Source organism: Ensifer sp. Root1252 (genome assembly GCF_001425885.1).
GTDB classification, from domain to species: domain Bacteria; phylum Pseudomonadota; class Alphaproteobacteria; order Rhizobiales; family Rhizobiaceae; genus Ensifer; species Ensifer canadensis.
Map to the genome: position 1 here is coordinate 15,924 of NZ_LMDT01000057.1, position 18,446 is coordinate 34,369.

Consider the following 18,446-nt stretch of genomic DNA (forward strand, 5'->3'; position numbering starts at 1 on the left):
TAAAGGGGAACAAACCATGGCAGCGGAAAATATGGTGCCGTCCGGCAAGTCTTCGCCGGTCATTCGACAATTGGAATCAGCCTTCACCAAGATCGGCGTCACCGGCGCCCACAAACAGATCATCGCCCTGGTTCTGATCGGCTGCCTGTTCGACAGTTTCGAGCAGAACACCATCGGCGTCGCCGGCCCGATCCTCAAGGAACATTGGGGCCTGACCGGCACGGATATCGGCTTCCTCAACACCATCACCTTCGGCAGCGCCGCTCTCGGCCGGTTGCTGTCGGGCATTCTCGGCGATCGCTACGGCCGCCGCGTGATGCTGACGATCAACCTTCTGCTCTTCACCATCGGCTCGGCCGCCTGCGCACTCGCGCCGAATTTCGCAGCGCTGTGCTTTGCCCGCGCCATTGTCGGCTTCGGCGTCGGCGGCGAAATCTCGACCGCGGTGACGATGCTGTCGGAATTCTGCTCGCCGAAATTCCGCGGGACGGCGGCCGGCCTCGTCAATGTTGGCGCCGGCGGCTTCGGCAACTTCCTTGCCCCCGCCTTCGGCCTGTTGATCTTCACGCTCTTTCCCGGTGAAAACAGCTGGCGCTGGCTTTTCGCCTCGCTGGCATTGCCCGCGCTGCTCGTGGTCTTCTATCGCCGGTTTGTGCCGGAGACACCGCGCTTCCTTGCTTCGCAGGGAAAGATCGACGAGGCCAACAAGGTGCTGTCGATTCTGGCCTCCGGATCACTGCGGCCCCGCAATCTGAAGGTTCAGGAATACCTGACCAAGGATCATCTCCAGGACGAAGCACCTGCCAAGAGCGACTGGAAGGAGCTTTTCCGGGCACCGTTCATCGGCAGAACCATTCCCGTCGCAATCGCCATCCTGATGAGCTACGGCGCCCAGCTATCGGTGCTCACATTGATGCCGATCATCTTCGTGTCGATGGGCTACACCCTGCAGGGCAGCCTGCTCTACAGCATGATCATCCAGAGCGGCAGCGTGCTCGGCGCCATCGCCGCCTCGATGTTCGGCTATTATTTCCCGCGCAAGAAAGTGCTGACGTTCGGTGCGGTCTTCGCGTGCCTGGCGGCCATTTCGATCGCCTATCTCGGAACCAACATCTACCTCGTCCTGATGTTTGGAGCGATCTTCCAGTTCTTCGTGCTTTTGCTCAACACCTCGATCTGGATCTACGCGCCGGAGCTCTTCCCGACACGCATTCGCGCCTTCGGCGTAGCACTTATCCTGGCGACAGGGTCGGCCGCGGGCTCCTTCGTGCCAACGATCTCCGGCATGCTGTTCGACACCTATGGCATGGTCGGGGTGTTCGGGCTGGCAGCCGGCATGTACGCAGTCTTCGCATTCTGCATCCAGCTCGGTCCCGAGACCTATGGCATGTCGATGGAAGATCTGGACCAGCCGGCGGACGCCGACCTCGCCAAGGCTGAGCCCAAACAGGTCAATGTCGGCATGGAAGTCAGAACGTGACCGCACATATCCTGTTGATCAACCCGAACAGCTCGCAGGCAACAAGCAGCATGATGCTCGCCATCGCTGAGCGGGCTGTAACCGGACGCACGGCCGTGGCAGTCGCCACGGCCGTGCGGAACCCGCAGATGATCGTCACGCCGCAGCAGCTGACCGCTGCGGCCGGCGAGGTCATCGAGATCGGCGCGGCCCATGGCGCCGGTTGCCTCGGCATCATCGTCAGTGCCTTCGGCGATCCCGGCCTTGCTACCCTCAGGGACCGTGTCGACATCCCCGTCGTCGGCATCTGCGAGGCATCGATGATCGAAGCCGCGCTGAGCGGCCGCAAGTTCGGCGTCGCAACCACGACGCCGGACCTGATCGAGGCCATCGACGACCGCGCCCGCGACCTCGGCCTTGCCGGCCAATATACCGGCATCCGCTGTACGCCCGGCGATCCGCTCGCGCTTGCCGGCGACGAAAAGCTGCTGCGGGAAGCACTCGACGAGGCGGTGCGGCAATGCATCGAGCTTGATGGCGCCGAGGCCGTCATCATCGGCGGCGGCCCGCTCGGCCAGGCGGCCGAACAGTTGCAGCCGCATTTCACCACGCCGATCATCGCCCCCATCCCTTGTGCGGTGGAGCGCGTGCTCGATCTGATGCGGGTCAACGCGTGACCCGCATCAGATCGATATATCGACCGTCAGAACTGGAAAACCGCTTCGCGCTTTTCCTGGTAGTGCTCTAAGCAAACGCCTCGCCCCCCGCTCCTTGCCGGGCGATTGACCTTGTTGACGGCAAGGACTCTGTGATATTTTCGAACATTCTTACATGCAAAACCGAAGCTGGGGCGGAGGTGGCGCTATGAACTATGTTTGTGCTTCGGTCGCCGGGCTAGCGTTTTTCACCTCGGCGGCTTTTGCGGGTCCCTTGCATGACGCGGCAAGAGACGGCGACGTCAAGCGCGTCACCCTGTTGCTGGATCAGGGTACCGACATCACCGAGCCGGATACGGCCGGCGAGCCGGCATTGCTGGTCGCGTCCCTTGCCGGACGGCCGGATGTCGTCGCCCTGCTGCTCGATCGCGGCTGCGACATCGAGATCCGCAACAAGGGCGGGCTGACCGCCCTGCACGCCGCGGCCTATGGCGGCAATCTCGACACCGTCAAGCTGCTGCTCGCCAAGGGCGCCGACGTCAACGACACCAAGAACTTCTACAAGATGTCGCCGCTTCATGCCGCAGCCGAGGAGGGTCACGCCGATGTCGTGGCTGTGCTGCTTACCCAAAAGGCCGAGGTCGAGGCGAAGGAACGCAACGGCTACACGCCACTGACACAGGCCGGCTGGCGCTCGCACTGGGACGCCGCCGAGCTTCTGCTGAAAGCGGGCGCCACCTGCCAGAAGGCCGACCTCGTCGGCGACTGGCTTTATACCGAATGCACGAAGCGGAAGTGACGCCAGAGCGTGCGCCAGCCGCATCCGGAATCGGAGAAGAGGAATGTTTTACAATCGATACGCATGCGCCGTCGGCCTCGCTGCGACGGCGTTTCTGGCACTGTCCGGGCCGATAATGGCGGAAGACCTCGTCAACACCGGCTACTTCGGCGATGTCGCCATCAAGGGCTACGACCCGGTCGCCTATTTCACCGAGAGCAAGGCGCTCGAAGGCTCGCCGCAATTTTCCTACCGCTGGCTCGGAGCGAACTGGCAGTTTGCCAGCGCCGAGAACCGTGAGCTTTTCATCCGCGAACCCACCCGCTACGCCCCGCAATATGGCGGCTACTGCGCCGACGGTGTGTCGTTTGGCACGGTGACCACCAATATCGATCCGAAGGCCTGGCGCATCATCGAGGGCAAGCTGTTCCTGAGCTACGATCCGGGTGCGGCAGAAGGCTTCGAGAAGAACCCGAACAAGCTGGTCGATTCGAAGAAGCACTGGTCTGAAGTGGAGAACACGCTCATTTCGGAAAAGCTCGGCACGACCTGGCAGGCGGCGCGCTGACCGGATAGCGATCACTGCTCGATCGAGAAGAATTTTAGCGCCTGCGGCGTCAAGTGGATGAAGTCTGCGCCGCGCTCGCCCTTGGCCGTGTTGCGATAGACATAGCCGCAGACCATGCGGTCGAGGAAATATCCGTCGAATTTCTCGCAGAGCTGGTTGCCCTTCACCTCGGCGCGCCCGGTGATGTTTGTGTTGGCGCTGCGATAGGCGGTGTTGCCGGCCTTATCGAAGAATTGCACGAAGCTCGTGCCATTCTTGTGCTGCCCGGCCCAGGTCTTGTCTTGGGTCAGCGTGCCAAGTTCCGCCGGCCCGAGCCTGTCCGCCGCCGCCCCGACGAAGCCGAAGGGCCACTCCGGAATGCCGGCAGTGCGCAGTCCGTAGAGGTGGCGATTGAGGTCCTCTTCGCGCCAGTAATCATAGAGGTAGCTGTAATAGGTGAGGTTGGTGTCGGGAAAGAGCTGAAGCAGCTTTGCGCCCTCTGCCACCGCGCGCGCCCGATCGCCGCGCTGGGCATAGGCCGAGGCCAGATACTCCCGTGCAGCCTCCGCATTCGGTAGGGCCTCGCCGGCTGCTTCGATCAGCGGGATCGCCCGGTCGGTGTCGCGTGCGGTGTAGTAGACGATGCCCGCCAGCAGCCGGAAACTCGGAGACGGTGACGGATCGAGCCTCAATGCCCGTTCCAGATCGGCGATTGCCTGTTCGTGTTCGCCGGTTTGCGCCAGGATCAGCGCCAGGTTGGCAAAGGCCTCTGGATCGCTCGGCTGCGCCGTGACCGCCCTGGCGGCAGATTCCCGCGCCTCCGTTTCGCGACCGTCGACGAGCTGCAGCAATGCCAGCACTGTGTGCGCGCGCGCATTGTTGGCGTCGAGCTTCAGGGCCTGGCCGGCAGCGTCATAAGCGATCTTGCGGGCAACGGCCGCCGACCAGAGATAATTGTAGTCATTGCGCCAGACGTCGACGGCGACCCGCGCGATCCCCGCATGGGCATCGGCGAAACGCGGATCGAGATCGATCGCCTTCTGATAGAAGGCCAGCGTCTGGCGATAGGTATCGACATCGCTATAGATGAGCCCCTGCTGCTCGGCCCGCATGTAGTAGTCGTAGGCTTCGAGATTGTCGGTCGGGATGCGCGCCAGCTGGTCGCGTTCGCCTTCGCTGAGTTTGACCTCCAGCGCCGCGATGATCTTGCCGATGACGTCGTCCTGGACCGCGAAGAGATCGGCATATTGCCGGTCATAGCGCTCCGCCCAGAGCGATAGACCGCTCATCGCATCGATCAGCTTGACGTTGATGCGCAGCCGCTGGTCGGCCCGTTGCAACGTGCCCTCCAGAATGTAGTGAACGCCAAGCTCCGCTGCCACGTCCTGGATCTTCGAAGCGTTGTCCTTCATCGCGAACACCGAATGGCGAGCGATTACGAACAGGCCGGACACCTTCGAAAGCTCGGTGATCAGGTCGTCGGTCAACCCCTCGGCCAGATGGTCATGATCCCGGTCGCCGCTGACATTGATGAACGGCAGGACTGCGACGGATGGCTGGTCCGGCAGGGGATAGGCAAAGCGCTCGGTCGGCGTCTCCGGCAGGATGAGCGTCCACGGCTGCCACCAGGCGGCGACAAATGCGAGGAGCAACATGAGGGCGCCGGCAATGAGCATGCTCCTTCGCGCAAAATGCTGCTGCGTATCCTTGACGATGGTCTTGCCAGCGTCATCAGGGTCGAGAAGCACGTGATAGACGCGGATCGGTTCGGCCATCCCCCGGACCGTCTGCTCGCCGAGCGAGGCGTAGCCGACACTAAGCTTCAATCGAACCTGGTCGTAGGCCGTACCCGATATCGCGATGCCACCGGGCTCGGCCAGCCCCTGCACCCGATCGGCGGTGTTGACGCCATCGCCGTGAATGTCGTCGCCTTCAACGATGATGTCGCCGAGATTGATGCCGATGCGGAAATCGAGCCGCCGGTCAGTTGTGACCTTGTCGGCCTGTTCGGCCTTGCGCTGTTGGATCTCCACCGCGCAGCGGAGTGCATCGACGACGCTGCGGAATTCCACCAGCAGCCCGTCACCCATGGTCTTGACCAGCCGGCCGTGATGTTCGGCAAACTGCGGCTCCAGAATGTCATGCAGGTCGCTCTGGAAATTGGCGCGCGTTCCCTCCTCGTCGAGCCGGCTCAGGCGACTGTATCCGGCGACGTCGGCGATCAGGACGGCTGCGAGGCGGCGCTCCATCGACGGTCTCTTCACGTGCGATGTATTCCAGCGACGATGTTACCGCAGGTCGTCAGGCGCCGCCATCGCGTCGGCAGCGAACGGCACCAGCACCGTAGTAACTGTTACGTACTTGCGGTTTTCCGCCCATCGCGCACCATCGAAGCATTGCTGGCCCCGCACGGCTTTGCGCATGCCGTCGGATTGTCCTTCGGTTATCTGCTTTGCGCGCTCATCCGGAGGATTTTGCCATGATTAAACGACGGACCATTCTGATGTACGGCGCGCTTGCTACCGCGCTTCCCCATGTGACAGCCTTGCCGTCCTTCGCCGCAGATGCGGCCCTCACGCCTGATGACGCGCGGGCGATCGCCAAGGAGGCAACGATCTACGGATTTCCGCTGGTCGACAATTACCGCGTGCAACATTCCTATTTCGTCGACGCCGGCGGGCCGGAGTTCAAGGCGCCGTGGAACACGCTGTTCAACAATGCCCGGGTCTATACGCCGGACGACAAGGCGATCCAGACGCCGAATTCAGACACGCCCTACTCCTATGTCGGCGCGGATCTCAGGGCCGAACCGTTGGTGTTCACCGTGCCGGCAATCGAGAAGGAACGGTACTACTCGCTTCAGTTCATCGAACAGTACACCTTCAACTTCGCCTATGTCGGCAGCCGCGCGACAGGCAACGATGCCGGCAGCTACCTGCTTGCCGGGCCGAACTGGAAGGGCGAAACCCCTCCCGGCATCAAGGACGTCATCCGCTCGGAAACGGAGTTTGCCTTCGTGCTCTACCGCACGCAGCTCTTCAATCCTGGCGATATCGAGAACGTCAAGAAGATCCAGGCCGGCTACAAGGTCGAGCCCTTGTCGGCATTTCTCGGAAAGCCGGCGCCTGCGCCCGCCCCCGCCGTCGACTTCTTCACGCCGCTCAGTGCGGAGGAGGAAAAGACGTCGCCCGAGGTCTTCAGCGAACTCAACTTCATTCTGCAGTTCTGCCCGACCGATCCTTCGGAAAAGGAGCTGATGGCACGCTTTTCCGAGCTCAACATCGGTGCTGGCAAGACATTCGACTTCACGGCCTTCCCGCCGGATATCCAGAAGGCGATCACCGACGGCATGGCCGACGGCTGGGCGGCCTTTAAGGAACACAAGGAAACCATGATCGATACCGGCAAGCTCTCGAGCGCCGACTGCTTCGGAACCCGAGCCTTCCTGAAGAACGACTACATGCAGCGCATGTCCGGTGCTGTGCTCGGCATCTACGGCAACTCCAAGGAAGAGGCGATCTATCCTGCCTATTTCATCGACGATCAGAAGCAACCGCTCTCCGGCGCGAGCAAATATGCGTTGCGCTTCGAACACGGCCAACTGCCCCCCGTCAATGCCTTCTGGTCGCTGACGCTCTACGAACTGCCGGCAAGCCTGCTCTACGCCAATCCGCTCAACCGTTATCTCATCAATTCGCCGATGCTCCCGAGCCTGAAGCAGGATGCCGACGGCGGCCTGACGCTTCATGTCCAGAACGAGAGCCCAGGCGCAGATCGGGAGAGCAATTGGCTACCGGCTCCCAAGGGCCCGTTCTTCGTGGTGATGCGCCTCTACTGGCCAAAACCCGATGCCCTCGACGGCAAATGGAAAGCCCCGCCACTGAAATCTGCGACATGAGCAGAGAGGATGACCAGCATGAATACATTTCGAACCACTGTTGCTCTCGCGGCGACCCTTGCCTTGATCGGCATCCTGCCGGCCACCGCCGCAGATCCTGTAATCGTCGGAGTCGACAATTTCATCCGCGCCGAGAGCGACATGTATGCCGCGGCCATGGTCAAGGACGGGGCGCTGGGCAAGTTCCTGCACCGCCGCGAGCCCGCCTCGATCGACAACCAGACGGTCATACGCCTCAACCGCGACACGCTCTATTCCTCGGCGGTGTTCGACCTTGATGCCGGTCCTGTCACCATCACGCTGCCCGATGCAGGAAAGCGCTTCATGTCGATGCAGGTGATCAACGAGGATCACTACGTGCCCGAGGTCGTCTACGATGCCGGAGAGCACACGCTGACGAAGGAGGGTGTCGGCACGCGCTATGTCGTCGTGGCAATTCGCACGCTCGTCGACCCGGCCGACGCCAAGGATATCGAAGCGGTCCATGCCTTGCAGGACGCGATCAAGGCCAGTCAGGCGAAGAGCGGCAGCTTCGAGGTCCCCGCCTGGGATCCGGCGAGCCAGAAGACGGTGCGCGAGGCATTGCTCGTGCTCGGCGCGACGATGCCCGACTTCAAGAAAGCCTTCGGGACCAAGGAGCAAGTCGATCCCGTTCGCCATCTGATCGGCACGGCGTCGGGCTGGGGCGGGAATCCGGATAAGGATGCGGTTTATCTCAACATCACGCCGACCAAAAATGACGGCGCGACTGTGTACAAGCTCGATGTGAAAGACGTGCCCGTCGACGCATTCTGGTCGGTGAGCGTCTACAATGCTGCCGGGTATTTCGAGAAGAACAAGTATGATGCCTACACGGTCAACGATATCACCGCGAAGAAGGGCGATGATGGCACGGTGGCGATCCAGTTCGGCGGTTGCGACGGCAAGATCGCCAACTGCCTGCCGACAACCAAGGGCTGGAACTACGCGGTGCGTCTCTATCGGCCGCGGCAGGAAATACTGGATGGAAAGTGGCAGTTTCCTGAGCCGAGCGCGGTCAACTAGCCCGGCGTTGGAACCAACTGCACAAACATTGCCTAGCCGCGCGTCGAGTGGGATGCGCGGCGGGCGGACGATCTATCAAGGAGGTTATGTCGGGCTTGGTTGGCAGAACATTGCCGGGCAATGGCTGCGCCCGGCCGATGAGCGCAATCAGGCGCTCGTGCGCTTGCGTGCCGGCTGGCGCTTGGGCGCCGGGGCCACGGGTTCGGCGTCAGCCTCATGCAACAACCGCTGAGCCTTGAGCTTTTCGGTCTTCTTCTCGCGCGCCAGCTTTTCCGCCGCAACGATACCGCGGGCCGTATGGTCGGTCGCCGCAGCCTTGTCGGCTGCCGACAAACGCTCAGGCTTGAAAAGATCTTTCTTCGTCGACGTCATGCGTACCTCCTCGCTCGGGCGTGGACCGATGCCGAAATCGGCATCGGTACCTCAGATTTAGCGGGTGCGGACAGCCTTCTTCGGTGCCGGCAGCAGGCCTTCGCGCTGAAGCTTCTTGCGCGCGAGCTTGCGCTGGCGACGAACGGCTTCGGCCTTTTCGCGAACGCGCTTTTCCGACGGCTTTTCATAGGCGCTGCGCGCCTTGAATTCGCGGAACAGTCCCTCGCGCTGCATTTTCTTCTTCAGAATGCGGAGTGCCTGGTCGACGTTGTTGTCTCTGACGAGTACCTGCAAGATGTATCCTTCCCTTTGGTTGGGGCCGCACATCGGCGGACCGAGATTGCTGTAGCTATCTTCCGATCCGGATGCGCGACGGTTTCAGCCAGGGTTCACCCTTGGCAATGATGCGCGACGGTCCCTCTTCGATGGGAGAGGCCGCCTCAGTGGTCTCGACGTCGCTTGCAACGATGCGACGTTCGAAGTTCTCGCCGTCGAAACGGACGCGATATTGGGTCTCGCCGTGGTCGGCGGGCAGAACACCGATGATCCGGCACGTCCTGACGGCGGGTGCCAGCTTGGTGAAATCGGCCCTTACGGTCACCGTGTCGCCAACGGCACAAATTCTGCGGGTCATGATAGTTTCCTTCCCCGGAATGTGCAGGGTCCGGACGCAAAAAGGCCGGGCTTCACCCGACCTCTTCCCGTCAATCAAACGTCCCCAGCCAGTACATCCGTGGTCGGGGGAGGCAGATGACGATTCATTCCGCCCGGAGATTGTCGGCAGAGTTCTTGCCGGTCTTGCGGTCGCGGACGATGTCGTAGGTGACCTTCTGGCCTTCCGCCAGCGAGCCCATGCCTGCACGCTCTACAGCGGAAACATGAACAAACACGTCGGTCGTACCGTCATCCGGCTGGATGAAGCCAAAACCCTTGGTGCCATTGAACCACTTTACAGTGCCTGAATTCATAACGATCTCCTTTCAATCGTTGATTTCGCTCGACGGGTATTCGCCGAGCCGTGTCGATGTTGAGAGGAAATCTGACAACGCTTTTCAGCGCTTTGACAAAGGTCGCAAGCAATATTCGATTGCACCCATATAATTCTTTTTTCGGGATTTTCAATGTTTCATTTGGAATACGGCCCGAAATGCAGCGGCACTGCCGAAAAACAACGTTGAATCACGTTCGTTTCGATTGGAATCCTTTCGGAATTTCCATCCCATTATTTTTGGGCGCCTCAAGAAATATATTGGCGCTACCGACCATAAACGACGAATACAGAGCAATAGCCCAGTTCAGGAAAGCATAGAGGCTTCAAGAAATCGGCAAGTGCCGGCATCGCCAAGCGCTCGGCGCAGTTTCATCTTGGATTGAGGCAAGTGGGAAAGACGGTTTCGCCGCATGGCCGGCCTTGCAGACCGCCTCGCTTCAAGCGCGAGACTGACGGGCATGATTGCCCGCCAGCACTATTGTTGGATTCCCGAGATTACTCGGCTGCCTCTGCTTCGGGCATCGGCACGTAGTTGAGGATCGGGGACAGCCAGCGTTCGACCTCGCGCACCGGCATACGCTTGCGCCCCGCATAATCCTCCACCTGATCCCGCTCGACCTTGGCGACACCGAAATAATAGGCCTCGGGATGGCCGACATAGAGACCGGAGACGGACGAACCGGGCCACATCGCAAAGCTCTCGGTCAAGGTCACGCCGATCGCCTTTTCGGCGTCGAGCAACCGGAACAGCGTTTCCTTTTCCGTATGGTCGGGCTGAGCCGGATAGCCAGGTGCCGGGCGAATACCGGCATAGGGCTCACCGACCAGGTCCTGCGGCGAGAATGTCTCGTCCGCAGCATAACCCCAGAGTTCCTTGCGCACGTATTCATGCATGCGCTCGGCAAAGGCTTCGGCGAACCGGTCGGCCAGTGCTTTGACCATGATCGACGAATAGTCGTCGTTGGCGCGCTCGAAGCGCTCGGCGATCGCCACTTCCTCGATACCGGCCGTGACGACGAAGCCGCCGAGATAATCTCTGCTGCCGCTGTCGACAGGTGCGACGAAATCCGACAGCGCCACGTTCGGTCGCCCGTCGCGCTTGCTCAGCTGCTGACGCAGCGTGAAGAAGGTGCCGAGCGTCTCGCCGCGCGTTTCCTCGGTAAACAGCCGGATGTCGTCGCCGACGGTTCCGGCCGGCCAGAAGCCGACGACCGCCTTCGGGGCAAACCATTTCTCGGCGATGATCTTGGCAAGCATGGCCTGCGCATCCTCGAACAGCTGACGTGCGGCCTGCCCTTGCTTCTCGTCATCGAGGATTTTGGGATAGACGCCCTTCAGTTCCCAGGTCTGGAAGAACGGCGTCCAGTCGATGTAGCGCGCCAGCTCGTCCAGCTCCCACCCCTGAAACACCCGCGTACCGAGAAACGAGGGAGCCTTGGCCTGATAGCCGCTCCAGTCGATCTTGTGAGCATTGGCGCGCGCCTGCGATAGCGGCAGGCGGCGCTTTTCCGCCTCGTTGCGAGCATGGGCGTCGGCAACCTTGCGATATTCAGCGCGGATCGTCTCGACGTAAGAGCCCTTGGCTTCCGACGACAACAGGCTGGAGACGACCCCGACCGCACGGCTCGCATCGGTGACGTAGACCGTCTGGCCGCGGTCGTAGCGCGGATTGATCTTGACCGCCGTATGCACCCGGCTCGTCGTCGCGCCGCCGATCAACAGCGGGATATCAAAACCTTCGCGCTCGAGCTCCGAGGCAACATGCACCATCTCGTCGAGCGATGGCGTGATCAGGCCGGAAAGGCCGATGATGTCGACCTTCTGCGCCTTGGCCACCTCGAGGATCTTGGCGGATGGCACCATGACGCCGAGATCGATGATCTCGTAATTGTTGCAGGCAAGCACGACGCCGACGATGTTCTTGCCGATGTCGTGCACGTCGCCCTTGACCGTCGCCATCAGGATCTTGCCGGCGCTCTGGCGCTCGCCTTCGCCACCGGCGGCCAGCCGCTCGGCTTCCATGTGCGGAAGCAGAACGGCAACCGCCTGCTTCATCACGCGCGCCGATTTCACCACCTGCGGCAGGAACATCTTGCCCGAGCCGAAAAGATCGCCGACGACATTCATGCCGGCCATCAACGGACCTTCGATGACATGCAGCGGCCGGGCGCTCGAAAGCCGCGCCTCGTCGGTATCGGCCTCGATATATTCGGTGATGCCGTTGACCAGCGCGTGCTCGAGTCGCTTTTCGACCGGCCATTCACGCCAGGAAAGATCTTTCTCCTTGGCCTGGGCGCCGCCCTGTCCGCGATAGCGCTCGGCAATCTCCAGCATGCGTTCGGTCGAATCGGCGCGGCGGTTCAGGACCACGTCTTCGCAGGCCTCGCGCAGCTCGGCATCGATGCCGTCATAGACGGCAAGCTGGCCGGCATTGACGATGCCCATGTCCATGCCCGCCTGGATGGCATGGTAGAGGAACACGGCGTGCATCGCCTCGCGCACCGGTTCGTTGCCGCGGAAGGAGAACGACAGGTTGGAGACCCCGCCGGAGATGTGCACATGCGGCAGCGTCGCAATGATTTCGCGCGTTGCTTCGATGAAGTCGACGCCGTAGTTGTTGTGTTCCTCGATGCCGGTCGCGACGGCAAAGATGTTCGGGTCGAAGATGATGTCTTCGGGCGGGAAGCCGGCTTCTTCGGTCAGCAGTTTGTAGGCGCGGGTGCAGATCTCGACCTTGCGCGCCTTGGTATCTGCCTGCCCAACCTCGTCGAAGGCCATGATGACGACGGCAGCGCCATAGGCGCGGCAAAGCCTGGCGTGATGCAGAAACGCCTCTTCGCCTTCCTTCATCGAGATCGAGTTGACCAGCGGCTTGCCCTGGACACATTTCAATCCGGCCTCGATCACCTCCCACTTCGACGAATCGATCATGACGGGCACGCGGGCGATATCAGGTTCGGAAGCGATAAGGTTGAGGAACTCGACCATCGCCTGCTTCGAATCGATCAGGCCCTCGTCCATGTTGATGTCGATGATCTGCGCGCCGTTGGCGACCTGATCGCGGGCGACATCGAGCGCTGCGGAATAGTCGCCGGCGGTGATCAGCTTGCGGAACTTGGCCGAGCCGGTGACGTTGGTGCGCTCGCCGACATTGACGAAGGGAATGTCTGAGGTGAGCGTGAAGGGCTCGAGGCCCGAGAGCCGCATCAGCGGCGCGACATCGGGGATCAGGCGTGGCGGGTGTTTGGCAACCGCCTTGGCGATCGCGCTGATATGGGCGGGCGTCGAGCCGCAGCAGCCGCCGACGATGTTGAGGAGACCGTCGCGGGCAAAGGCTTCGACCTGGGCTGCCATCTGGTCCGGGGTCTCGTCATATCGCCCGAATTCGTTTGGCAGGCCGGCGTTCGGATAGGCGCAGACGAAGGTGTCGGCGACACTCGAAAGTTCGTCGATGTGCGCGCGCATGGCATTGGCGCCGAGCGCACAGTTGAGCCCGATGGTGAAAGGCTCGGCATGGCGCACGGAATGCCAGAACGCCGTCGGCGTCTGGCCCGACAGCGTACGGCCGGAAAGATCGGTGATCGTGCCGGAGATCATCACCGGCAGTTCGATACCCTTCTCTGCGAACACTTCCTTGGTGGCGAAGATCGCCGCCTTGGCGTTGAGCGTATCGAAGATCGTCTCGATCAGGATGATATCGGCGCCGCCGTCGATCAGGCCGCGGATCTGTTCGGCATAGGCGATCCTGAGATCGTCGAAGGTCACCGCCCGGTAGCCCGGATTGTTGACGTCAGGCGAAATCGACGCGGTCCTATTCGTCGGGCCGAGCGCTCCGGCGACGAACCGGCGACGGCCGTCATGCGCTTCGGCGCGCCTTGCCGCCCGGCGCGCCAGGCGGGCGCCGTCACGATTGAGGTCGTAGACCATGTCTTCCATGCCGTAGTCGGCCTGGGCAATGCGGGTCGAGGAGAACGTGTTCGTTTCCAGGATGTCGGCGCCGGCGATGGCGTAGGAATAGTGGATGTCCTCGATCGCCTTCGGCTGCGTCAGGGTCAACAGGTCGTTGTTGCCCTGCTGATGGCAGGCACAACCGCCGAAGCGATCGCCACGGAAGTGATCCTCGACGAAACCCAGCTGCTGGATTTCCGTGCCCATTGCACCATCCATGATCAGGATGCGCTCGCTGGCCGCCTGCTTCAGCGCCCGCATGACTTCGGAGCCATCCGGCTTGGAGGAAAGGTCGCCGAAAAGGGCGTCGATGGCGGACATGGGAAATCTCCCGTTCTGAAAACGACAAGCAATAGTCAAGTCAATCACATAAAGACATCTTTATGTCAACATATGAACGGATTTAATTTGCCGCAATGACGTTGGCTTGGTAGCCTTGGCGCATGCGGTTTCAGTCTGCGCACAGGAGCGACAGAAAGGCGATTCCGCCTTTTGGGTGAACGCCACGGCAAAGAAAATGGCCCGCCGCGACCGCAGCGAGCCATGCGAATGCCATCAGAAGACAAACTCAGAGCGTTTCTGGCTTAAATTGAGCCGCGGAAACGCTCTGTCGCTTCGTTTTTCCGCATTTCCTGACGGAAAACCGCTTCGCACTTTTCCTGGAAATGCTCTAAAGACGGCCGAGGCAATCCTGCGTTTCATAGATGGCGCAGAGAATATGGTAGAAACTGCTCGCCGGCACCGGTTCGTCGACGAAACTGCCATCTGGTTTCTGCTTGTCGCGCCACAGCCCGGCCACCGGTGTCTCCAGGAACAGGTTGAGTGCCGAAGCCGCCCGCGCCGCCGAGGCGAGATAGCGCTCACGCTCCGCGCCTTCTGTGAGGGCTGCAAAACGAACCGAAGCCTTCAGCCATTCCGTCTGCGGCCAAAGCCGTGCGATCGGGTCGGCGACCGAGAAATCGTCGAAGAGCGTCATGACCGCGACATTGCGGGTCGGGCAGATGCCGTGCGCCTCGCCGATCGCAAACAGCCGCCGCGCCTTGACGATCGCCTCGGCATTGCCGCGCCGCTCGGCCCAGCGCAGCACCAGCCACGCCCATTCGAACAGATGGCCGGGCTCGACGATACGCCCCTTGTCACCCGGGAACGGCGCCCAGTCGTGGTCGAAGAACTCCCGCAACGCGCCGGTACCGCCGTCGATGAAATGATCCATCGCCAGATGCGCGATCTCGTCTGCAAGGTTGAACCAGGCGACGCGATCAAAGCCGACGACCTCCTCGCTCGCCAGGCACGCTTCGAACAGATGCATGTGCGGATTGGAGCAGAGCGGCAGCCGCGACGGATCGTCCTCTTCAAAGCCGATGAGCGGGTGCTTGCAGTGGGCCTCGATGCGTTGGCGCAAACCGTTGCTGCGCTCGATCATTTCCGGCCTGCGCTCGGGGAAGACCTCGGCCAGATAGGCAAAGGCCAGCAACGCGAAAGCCTGATTGTAGAGGTCGAAGGCGGCATCGATGAGGTTGCCGTCGGCATCCGCAAGCGCGCCGTAAAAGCCCGTCGGCTGCAGATAGACCCGATCGAAATAGGCAAGCCCGCCCTCGGCGGCACTCTTCCAGTCGCCCGCCCAGCCGCGCCTGCCGGCCTCGGCGAAACAGTAGACCTGACGCGGCTGCACCCGCGCCCGGCGATTGGCCCGCGTTGGCTCGCCGGCCATGTCGATGGTTTCGGCGAAACCGCCGCCCGTGGCATCGACGCCCTTTTCGCGCCAGAGCGGCAGGGCCCTTTCGGCCAGCCACGCCGACAAGATAGCGGATTGCGAGAAAATATCCTGCGGCAACGGTTCAGCCCTCGAGCTTCAGTTCATCATGGTTCTTGCCGAGCAGCTCGGCCAGCGCCTCGACCACCATGTTGTGGTCCTCGCGCTGCGGCAGGCCGGACACGGTCACCGCACCGATGCAGCCCGTGCCCTTGACGACGATCGGGAAACTGCCGCCATGGGCCGCATATTCGGCATCCGGAAGCCCGAGCTTCGCCTGCAGATTGGTCTGCTGCTTCAACAGCCCGAGGCCGGTCGAGTAGCTGCTCTTGAACAGGCGAAAAACGGTGTTGCGCTTGCGGCGCACCCAGTTCGGATTGTCAGGCGTCGCGCCCTCAAGCGCGGTATAAAACACCTGCATCGAAAACAGCGTGACATCGATGACGACGCCGAGCTTGCGTTCGGCGGCCATGCGGCGCAACGTCGTGCCCAGTTGCCATGCCATTTCCAGGTCGAAACTGTCGAATTGCAGCTCGCGCTCCTGTTGGCCGATGCGCTTGAGATCATTGTCGATATTCATGAAGCCTCCGCTCAATCCTTCCAGAGCCAAGCCGCGCCGCGCACGCCGGAACTGTCCCCGTGCATCGCCTTGCGAACAGGCGTTTCGAAACTGTCGCCAAAGAGGTAGTTGACCACCCGCGGCGGCACATCCTCATAGATCTCGTCGACATTCGACATGCCCCCGCCGAGCACGAAGACATCCGGGTCGACGATGTTGGTCAAAAGCGCAAGGCTGCGCGCCAGCCGGTCGACGAAACGATTGTAGACGCCTGTTGACGCCGGATCGCCGGCCCGCTTCGCCTCGATGATATCGCGACCACGCTTTTCGACGCCGGTGGTCAGGCGATAGTCGAGCTCGACCCCGGTGCCGCAGGCGTACATGTCGAGGCAGCCGTGTTTGCCGCACCAGCATTTGTGGCCGGGATACTCGTCCTTGGTCATCCATGGCAGCGGATAGTGGCCGATTTCGGCGGCGACGCCCTGGTAGCCGGCATGCACCTTCTTGCCGATCGCCAGCCCGCCGCCATGGCCGGTGCCGACAATCACGCCGAACACTGTCTGCGCGTCCTTGCCGGCACCGTCGACTGCCTCCGACACCGCCAGGCAATTGGCGTCGTTGGCGAGCCGCACCTTGCGGCCGAGCGCCTGTTCGAGGTCGCGCCCGAGCGGCTTGCCGTTGATCAGCACAGCGTTGGAGTTGCGCACGATACCGGTGCGCGGATTGGGACTGCCGGGAATGCCGATGCCGATCGATCCTTGTTCGCCCGCCGTCTTTTCGGCGGCGGCAACAAGGCCGTGAACGGCCAGAATGCAGTCGTCATAGCCGCTGGTCGGGGTCGCGACGCGGTGGCGGGCGCGCGTTTCACCATCGCGATCAAGCGCGATGACTTCCATTTTCGTGCCGCCCCAATCAATTCCGATGAACATGTCTGGATCAGGTCTCTGGGTGAAGGTCGCATGAAGGAGCGCCAGCCTCCTCAAGCCGGCGCTGATCACTGCTTAGCATCCGAAAGACGGGAAACACCAGCCCCCGATTTCGGCACGCCTCGGTAGAGGAGGAAACCGGATTGGACAGGCGCCTTCCGCTATCCCCTGCATTCCCGGCACCGCACGCCATGCCCTATTTCGCGAAGGCACCGCGCAAAAACACTTGGCGAAGAGGCCTTGCTTTTGTATGGGTGCTATCCGAGTGGTCCCGTAGCTCAGCAGGATAGAGCACCAGATTCCTAATCTGGGGGTCGCGCGTTCGAATCGCGCCGGGATCACCATCCTTCTCGTCAGCAGGACAAATCACAGGCGCGACGCTCCGCCGAGCCGGCTCTTGCGATGCCGATGCACCCGATGCCGATGTAAGCGATCATGGTTCAGCTGCTTGTGACCTACATGGAAATGCGCACTCGGCCGACTGGCGAGCCTTTGCTGCCGCCTGTCGAGGGCACGGCGTTTGCGCCTGAGCGCTTGGCAGCAGAGGAATTCCTCTCGCTCTACCGCGCAGTCGCCGAACCTTTGCGCTGGGATCAGCGACTGCGCATGCCTGCCGATGAGCTCGATGCCTTTTTGCGCAGCCCGTCGACCGCGCTCTATATCCTGCGGGTGGAAGGCAGTGCCGTCGGGCTCTGCGAATTCGAGCGCGCTGACACTTCCGATGTCGAACTCACCCATTTCGGCCTGATCCCGCAAGCGCAGGGAAGAAGGCTGGGGCCGTTTCTTCTCGATGGCTCACTGCGTGCCATCTGGGATCGGGCACCGGATCGCGTCTGGCTGCACACGGATACCTGGGATCACGCCAAGGCACAGGACACCTATCGCCGCGCCGGCTTCGGCATTTTCATGCAGAGGCTCGAAGAGTTCAGCGTCTAGCCAACCGATTGCCGCGCATTCACGAAGCCGTGAGTTTCTGCCCGTTCTCCGGCACAAAACATGCCCTCATCCATTTCCCCAATGAAAGGAAATGGTGAAGCCAATGAAAAAGCTGGCAATTGTTGCGCTTTCGCTGGCAACGGCCTTCTCCAGCGCAGCCCCGGTACAGGCATTCCCGTCGGTAACACCCATGAAGGCAGGCATCTCCGACGTCGAGACCGTGCAGTACTATCACCGCCGCTGGTATCGCGGATACGATGGCTACCGATGGCGGGGCGATCGGCGCTATTACCGTCACCGCCACTGGGATGACGACGACGACGATGACAATGTAGGCGCGATCATCGGCGGCCTTGCCGCCGGCGCCATCATCGGCGGGCTGATGGCCCAGCCGAGACGGTACTATGGCGGCAACGCCCATACGAGCTGGTGCTACAGTCGATACAGCTCCTACCGGGCATGGGACAATACCTTCCAGCCCTATTATGGCGCCCGCCGCGCCTGCTACTCGCCTTATCGGTAAACCTGCGATGAAGGCCCTGCCGCCCGTCTGGGCGGCGGGTGAAAGCATAACCTGAT

Annotated in this window: 18 protein-coding genes and 1 tRNA gene; 9 read left to right on the top strand and 10 right to left on the bottom strand. The window is 61.7% G+C overall.

Going from position 1 to position 18,446, the window contains the following annotated elements:
- Positions 1-16 precede the first annotated feature (16 nt).
- The 4 genes from ASD02_RS33570 (at position 17) to ASD02_RS33585 (ending at position 3,461) form a co-directional block, all read left to right on the top strand.
- Positions 17-1,480 (top strand): MFS transporter, encoded by a 1,464-nt coding sequence (locus ASD02_RS33570; protein ID WP_057210807.1) that lies wholly within the window; start codon positions 17-19, stop codon positions 1,478-1,480.
- A complete protein-coding gene (locus tag ASD02_RS33575; protein WP_057210809.1) occupies positions 1,477-2,136 on the top strand; it encodes an aspartate/glutamate racemase family protein in 660 nt (219 codons plus the stop codon). Before ASD02_RS33570 ends, ASD02_RS33575 begins: the two co-directional genes overlap by 4 nt.
- 187 nt (positions 2,137-2,323) lie before the next feature.
- Positions 2,324-2,914: an ankyrin repeat domain-containing protein gene (locus ASD02_RS33580; protein WP_025424990.1), complete on the top strand. Its 591-nt coding sequence runs from the start codon at positions 2,324-2,326 to the stop codon at positions 2,912-2,914.
- A 115-nt stretch (positions 2,915-3,029) separates the two neighbouring features.
- Positions 3,030-3,461, top strand: coding sequence for a YHS domain-containing (seleno)protein (locus ASD02_RS33585; protein ID WP_107027573.1), 432 nt, complete (start codon positions 3,030-3,032; stop codon positions 3,459-3,461).
- Positions 3,462-3,472: 11 nt separating this feature from the next.
- Here ASD02_RS33585 and ASD02_RS33590 read toward each other — a convergent pair whose 3' ends face one another.
- Complete coding sequence (locus ASD02_RS33590; RefSeq protein ID WP_057221770.1) at positions 3,473-5,689, bottom strand: adenylate/guanylate cyclase domain-containing protein; 2,217 nt, start codon at positions 5,687-5,689, stop codon at positions 3,473-3,475.
- A gap of 39 nt (positions 5,690-5,728) precedes the next feature.
- Complete coding sequence (locus tag ASD02_RS40485; RefSeq protein WP_255569867.1) at positions 5,729-5,863, bottom strand: hypothetical protein; 135 nt, start codon at positions 5,861-5,863, stop codon at positions 5,729-5,731.
- Positions 5,864-5,943: 80 nt separating this feature from the next.
- Here ASD02_RS40485 and ASD02_RS33595 point away from each other — a divergent pair, with 80 nt between their 5' ends.
- Positions 5,944-7,338, top strand: coding sequence for a DUF1254 domain-containing protein (locus ASD02_RS33595; protein ID WP_057210812.1), 1,395 nt, complete (start codon positions 5,944-5,946; stop codon positions 7,336-7,338).
- An 18-nt stretch (positions 7,339-7,356) separates the two neighbouring features.
- Complete coding sequence (locus ASD02_RS33600; protein ID WP_025424994.1) at positions 7,357-8,382, top strand: DUF1254 domain-containing protein; 1,026 nt, start codon at positions 7,357-7,359, stop codon at positions 8,380-8,382.
- A 147-nt stretch (positions 8,383-8,529) separates the two neighbouring features.
- Here the strand turns inward: ASD02_RS33600 and ASD02_RS33605 are convergent, their stop codons facing one another.
- The 8 genes from ASD02_RS33605 to ASD02_RS33640 form a co-directional block, all read right to left on the bottom strand.
- Positions 8,530-8,754 (bottom strand): hypothetical protein, encoded by a 225-nt coding sequence (locus ASD02_RS33605; protein WP_057221771.1) that lies wholly within the window; start codon positions 8,752-8,754, stop codon positions 8,530-8,532.
- 57 nt (positions 8,755-8,811) lie between these two features.
- Positions 8,812-9,048, bottom strand: coding sequence for a 30S ribosomal protein S21 (rpsU, locus tag ASD02_RS33610; protein ID WP_025424996.1), 237 nt, complete (start codon positions 9,046-9,048; stop codon positions 8,812-8,814).
- Between the two features lie 55 nt (positions 9,049-9,103).
- On the bottom strand, positions 9,104-9,388 hold the full coding sequence (locus tag ASD02_RS33615; protein WP_025424997.1) for a hypothetical protein: 285 nt from the start codon (positions 9,386-9,388) through the stop codon (positions 9,104-9,106).
- Positions 9,389-9,512: 124 nt separating this feature from the next.
- Positions 9,513-9,722, bottom strand: a complete 210-nt coding sequence (locus tag ASD02_RS33620; protein ID WP_025424998.1) for a cold-shock protein — start codon at positions 9,720-9,722, stop codon at positions 9,513-9,515.
- Positions 9,723-10,240: 518 nt separating this feature from the next.
- Positions 10,241-14,014 (bottom strand): methionine synthase, encoded by a 3,774-nt coding sequence (gene metH / locus ASD02_RS33625; protein WP_025424999.1) that lies wholly within the window; start codon positions 14,012-14,014, stop codon positions 10,241-10,243.
- A gap of 349 nt (positions 14,015-14,363) precedes the next feature.
- Positions 14,364-15,527 carry an AGE family epimerase/isomerase gene (locus ASD02_RS33630; RefSeq protein ID WP_057221772.1) on the bottom strand — a complete coding sequence of 388 codons (1,164 nt, stop codon included), beginning with the start codon at positions 15,525-15,527 and terminating at the stop codon, positions 14,364-14,366.
- A 4-nt stretch (positions 15,528-15,531) separates the two neighbouring features.
- A complete protein-coding gene (locus tag ASD02_RS33635) occupies positions 15,532-16,026 on the bottom strand; it encodes a heme-degrading domain-containing protein (RefSeq protein ID WP_025425001.1) in 495 nt (164 codons plus the stop codon).
- Between the two features lie 11 nt (positions 16,027-16,037).
- Positions 16,038-16,934 carry an ROK family protein gene (locus tag ASD02_RS33640; protein ID WP_025425002.1) on the bottom strand — a complete coding sequence of 299 codons (897 nt, stop codon included), beginning with the start codon at positions 16,932-16,934 and terminating at the stop codon, positions 16,038-16,040.
- Between the two features lie 264 nt (positions 16,935-17,198).
- On the opposite strand from ASD02_RS33640, the gene ASD02_RS33645 reads away from it, so the two are divergent.
- From ASD02_RS33645 to ASD02_RS33655, 3 genes are all read left to right on the top strand, one after another.
- Positions 17,199-17,275, top strand: a tRNA-Arg gene (locus ASD02_RS33645).
- A 91-nt stretch (positions 17,276-17,366) separates the two neighbouring features.
- Positions 17,367-17,867: a GNAT family N-acetyltransferase gene (locus ASD02_RS33650; RefSeq protein WP_025425003.1), complete on the top strand. Its 501-nt coding sequence runs from the start codon at positions 17,367-17,369 to the stop codon at positions 17,865-17,867.
- Positions 17,868-17,970: 103 nt separating this feature from the next.
- Entirely contained in the window at positions 17,971-18,390 is a 420-nt protein-coding gene (locus ASD02_RS33655; protein ID WP_038576546.1) for a BA14K family protein, read from the top strand.
- Positions 18,391-18,446: the final 56 nt, after the last annotated feature.

What these genes read in the sequence shown, in the direction of transcription:
- ASD02_RS33570 (WP_057210807.1), top strand. Translation starts at nt 17, where the DNA reads ATGGCAGCGGAAAATATGGTGCCGTCCGGCAAGTCTTCGCCGGTCATT.
- ASD02_RS33580 (WP_025424990.1), top strand. Translation starts at nt 2,324, where the DNA reads ATGAACTATGTTTGTGCTTCGGTCGCCGGGCTAGCGTTTTTCACCTCG.
- ASD02_RS33585 (WP_107027573.1), top strand. Translation starts at nt 3,030, where the DNA reads ATGGCGGAAGACCTCGTCAACACCGGCTACTTCGGCGATGTCGCCATC.
- ASD02_RS33590 (WP_057221770.1), bottom strand. Translation starts at nt 5,689, where the DNA reads ATGGAGCGCCGCCTCGCAGCCGTCCTGATCGCCGACGTCGCCGGATAC.
- ASD02_RS40485 (WP_255569867.1), bottom strand. Translation starts at nt 5,863, where the DNA reads ATGCGCAAAGCCGTGCGGGGCCAGCAATGCTTCGATGGTGCGCGATGG.
- ASD02_RS33595 (WP_057210812.1), top strand. Translation starts at nt 5,944, where the DNA reads ATGTACGGCGCGCTTGCTACCGCGCTTCCCCATGTGACAGCCTTGCCG.
- ASD02_RS33600 (WP_025424994.1), top strand. Translation starts at nt 7,357, where the DNA reads ATGAATACATTTCGAACCACTGTTGCTCTCGCGGCGACCCTTGCCTTG.
- ASD02_RS33605 (WP_057221771.1), bottom strand. Translation starts at nt 8,754, where the DNA reads ATGACGTCGACGAAGAAAGATCTTTTCAAGCCTGAGCGTTTGTCGGCA.
- ASD02_RS33615 (WP_025424997.1), bottom strand. Translation starts at nt 9,388, where the DNA reads ATGACCCGCAGAATTTGTGCCGTTGGCGACACGGTGACCGTAAGGGCC.
- ASD02_RS33620 (WP_025424998.1), bottom strand. Translation starts at nt 9,722, where the DNA reads ATGAATTCAGGCACTGTAAAGTGGTTCAATGGCACCAAGGGTTTTGGC.
- metH (WP_025424999.1), bottom strand. Translation starts at nt 14,014, where the DNA reads ATGTCCGCCATCGACGCCCTTTTCGGCGACCTTTCCTCCAAGCCGGAT.
- ASD02_RS33635 (WP_025425001.1), bottom strand. Translation starts at nt 16,026, where the DNA reads ATGAATATCGACAATGATCTCAAGCGCATCGGCCAACAGGAGCGCGAG.
- ASD02_RS33640 (WP_025425002.1), bottom strand. Translation starts at nt 16,934, where the DNA reads ATGTTCATCGGAATTGATTGGGGCGGCACGAAAATGGAAGTCATCGCG.
- ASD02_RS33650 (WP_025425003.1), top strand. Translation starts at nt 17,367, where the DNA reads ATGGTTCAGCTGCTTGTGACCTACATGGAAATGCGCACTCGGCCGACT.
- ASD02_RS33655 (WP_038576546.1), top strand. Translation starts at nt 17,971, where the DNA reads ATGAAAAAGCTGGCAATTGTTGCGCTTTCGCTGGCAACGGCCTTCTCC.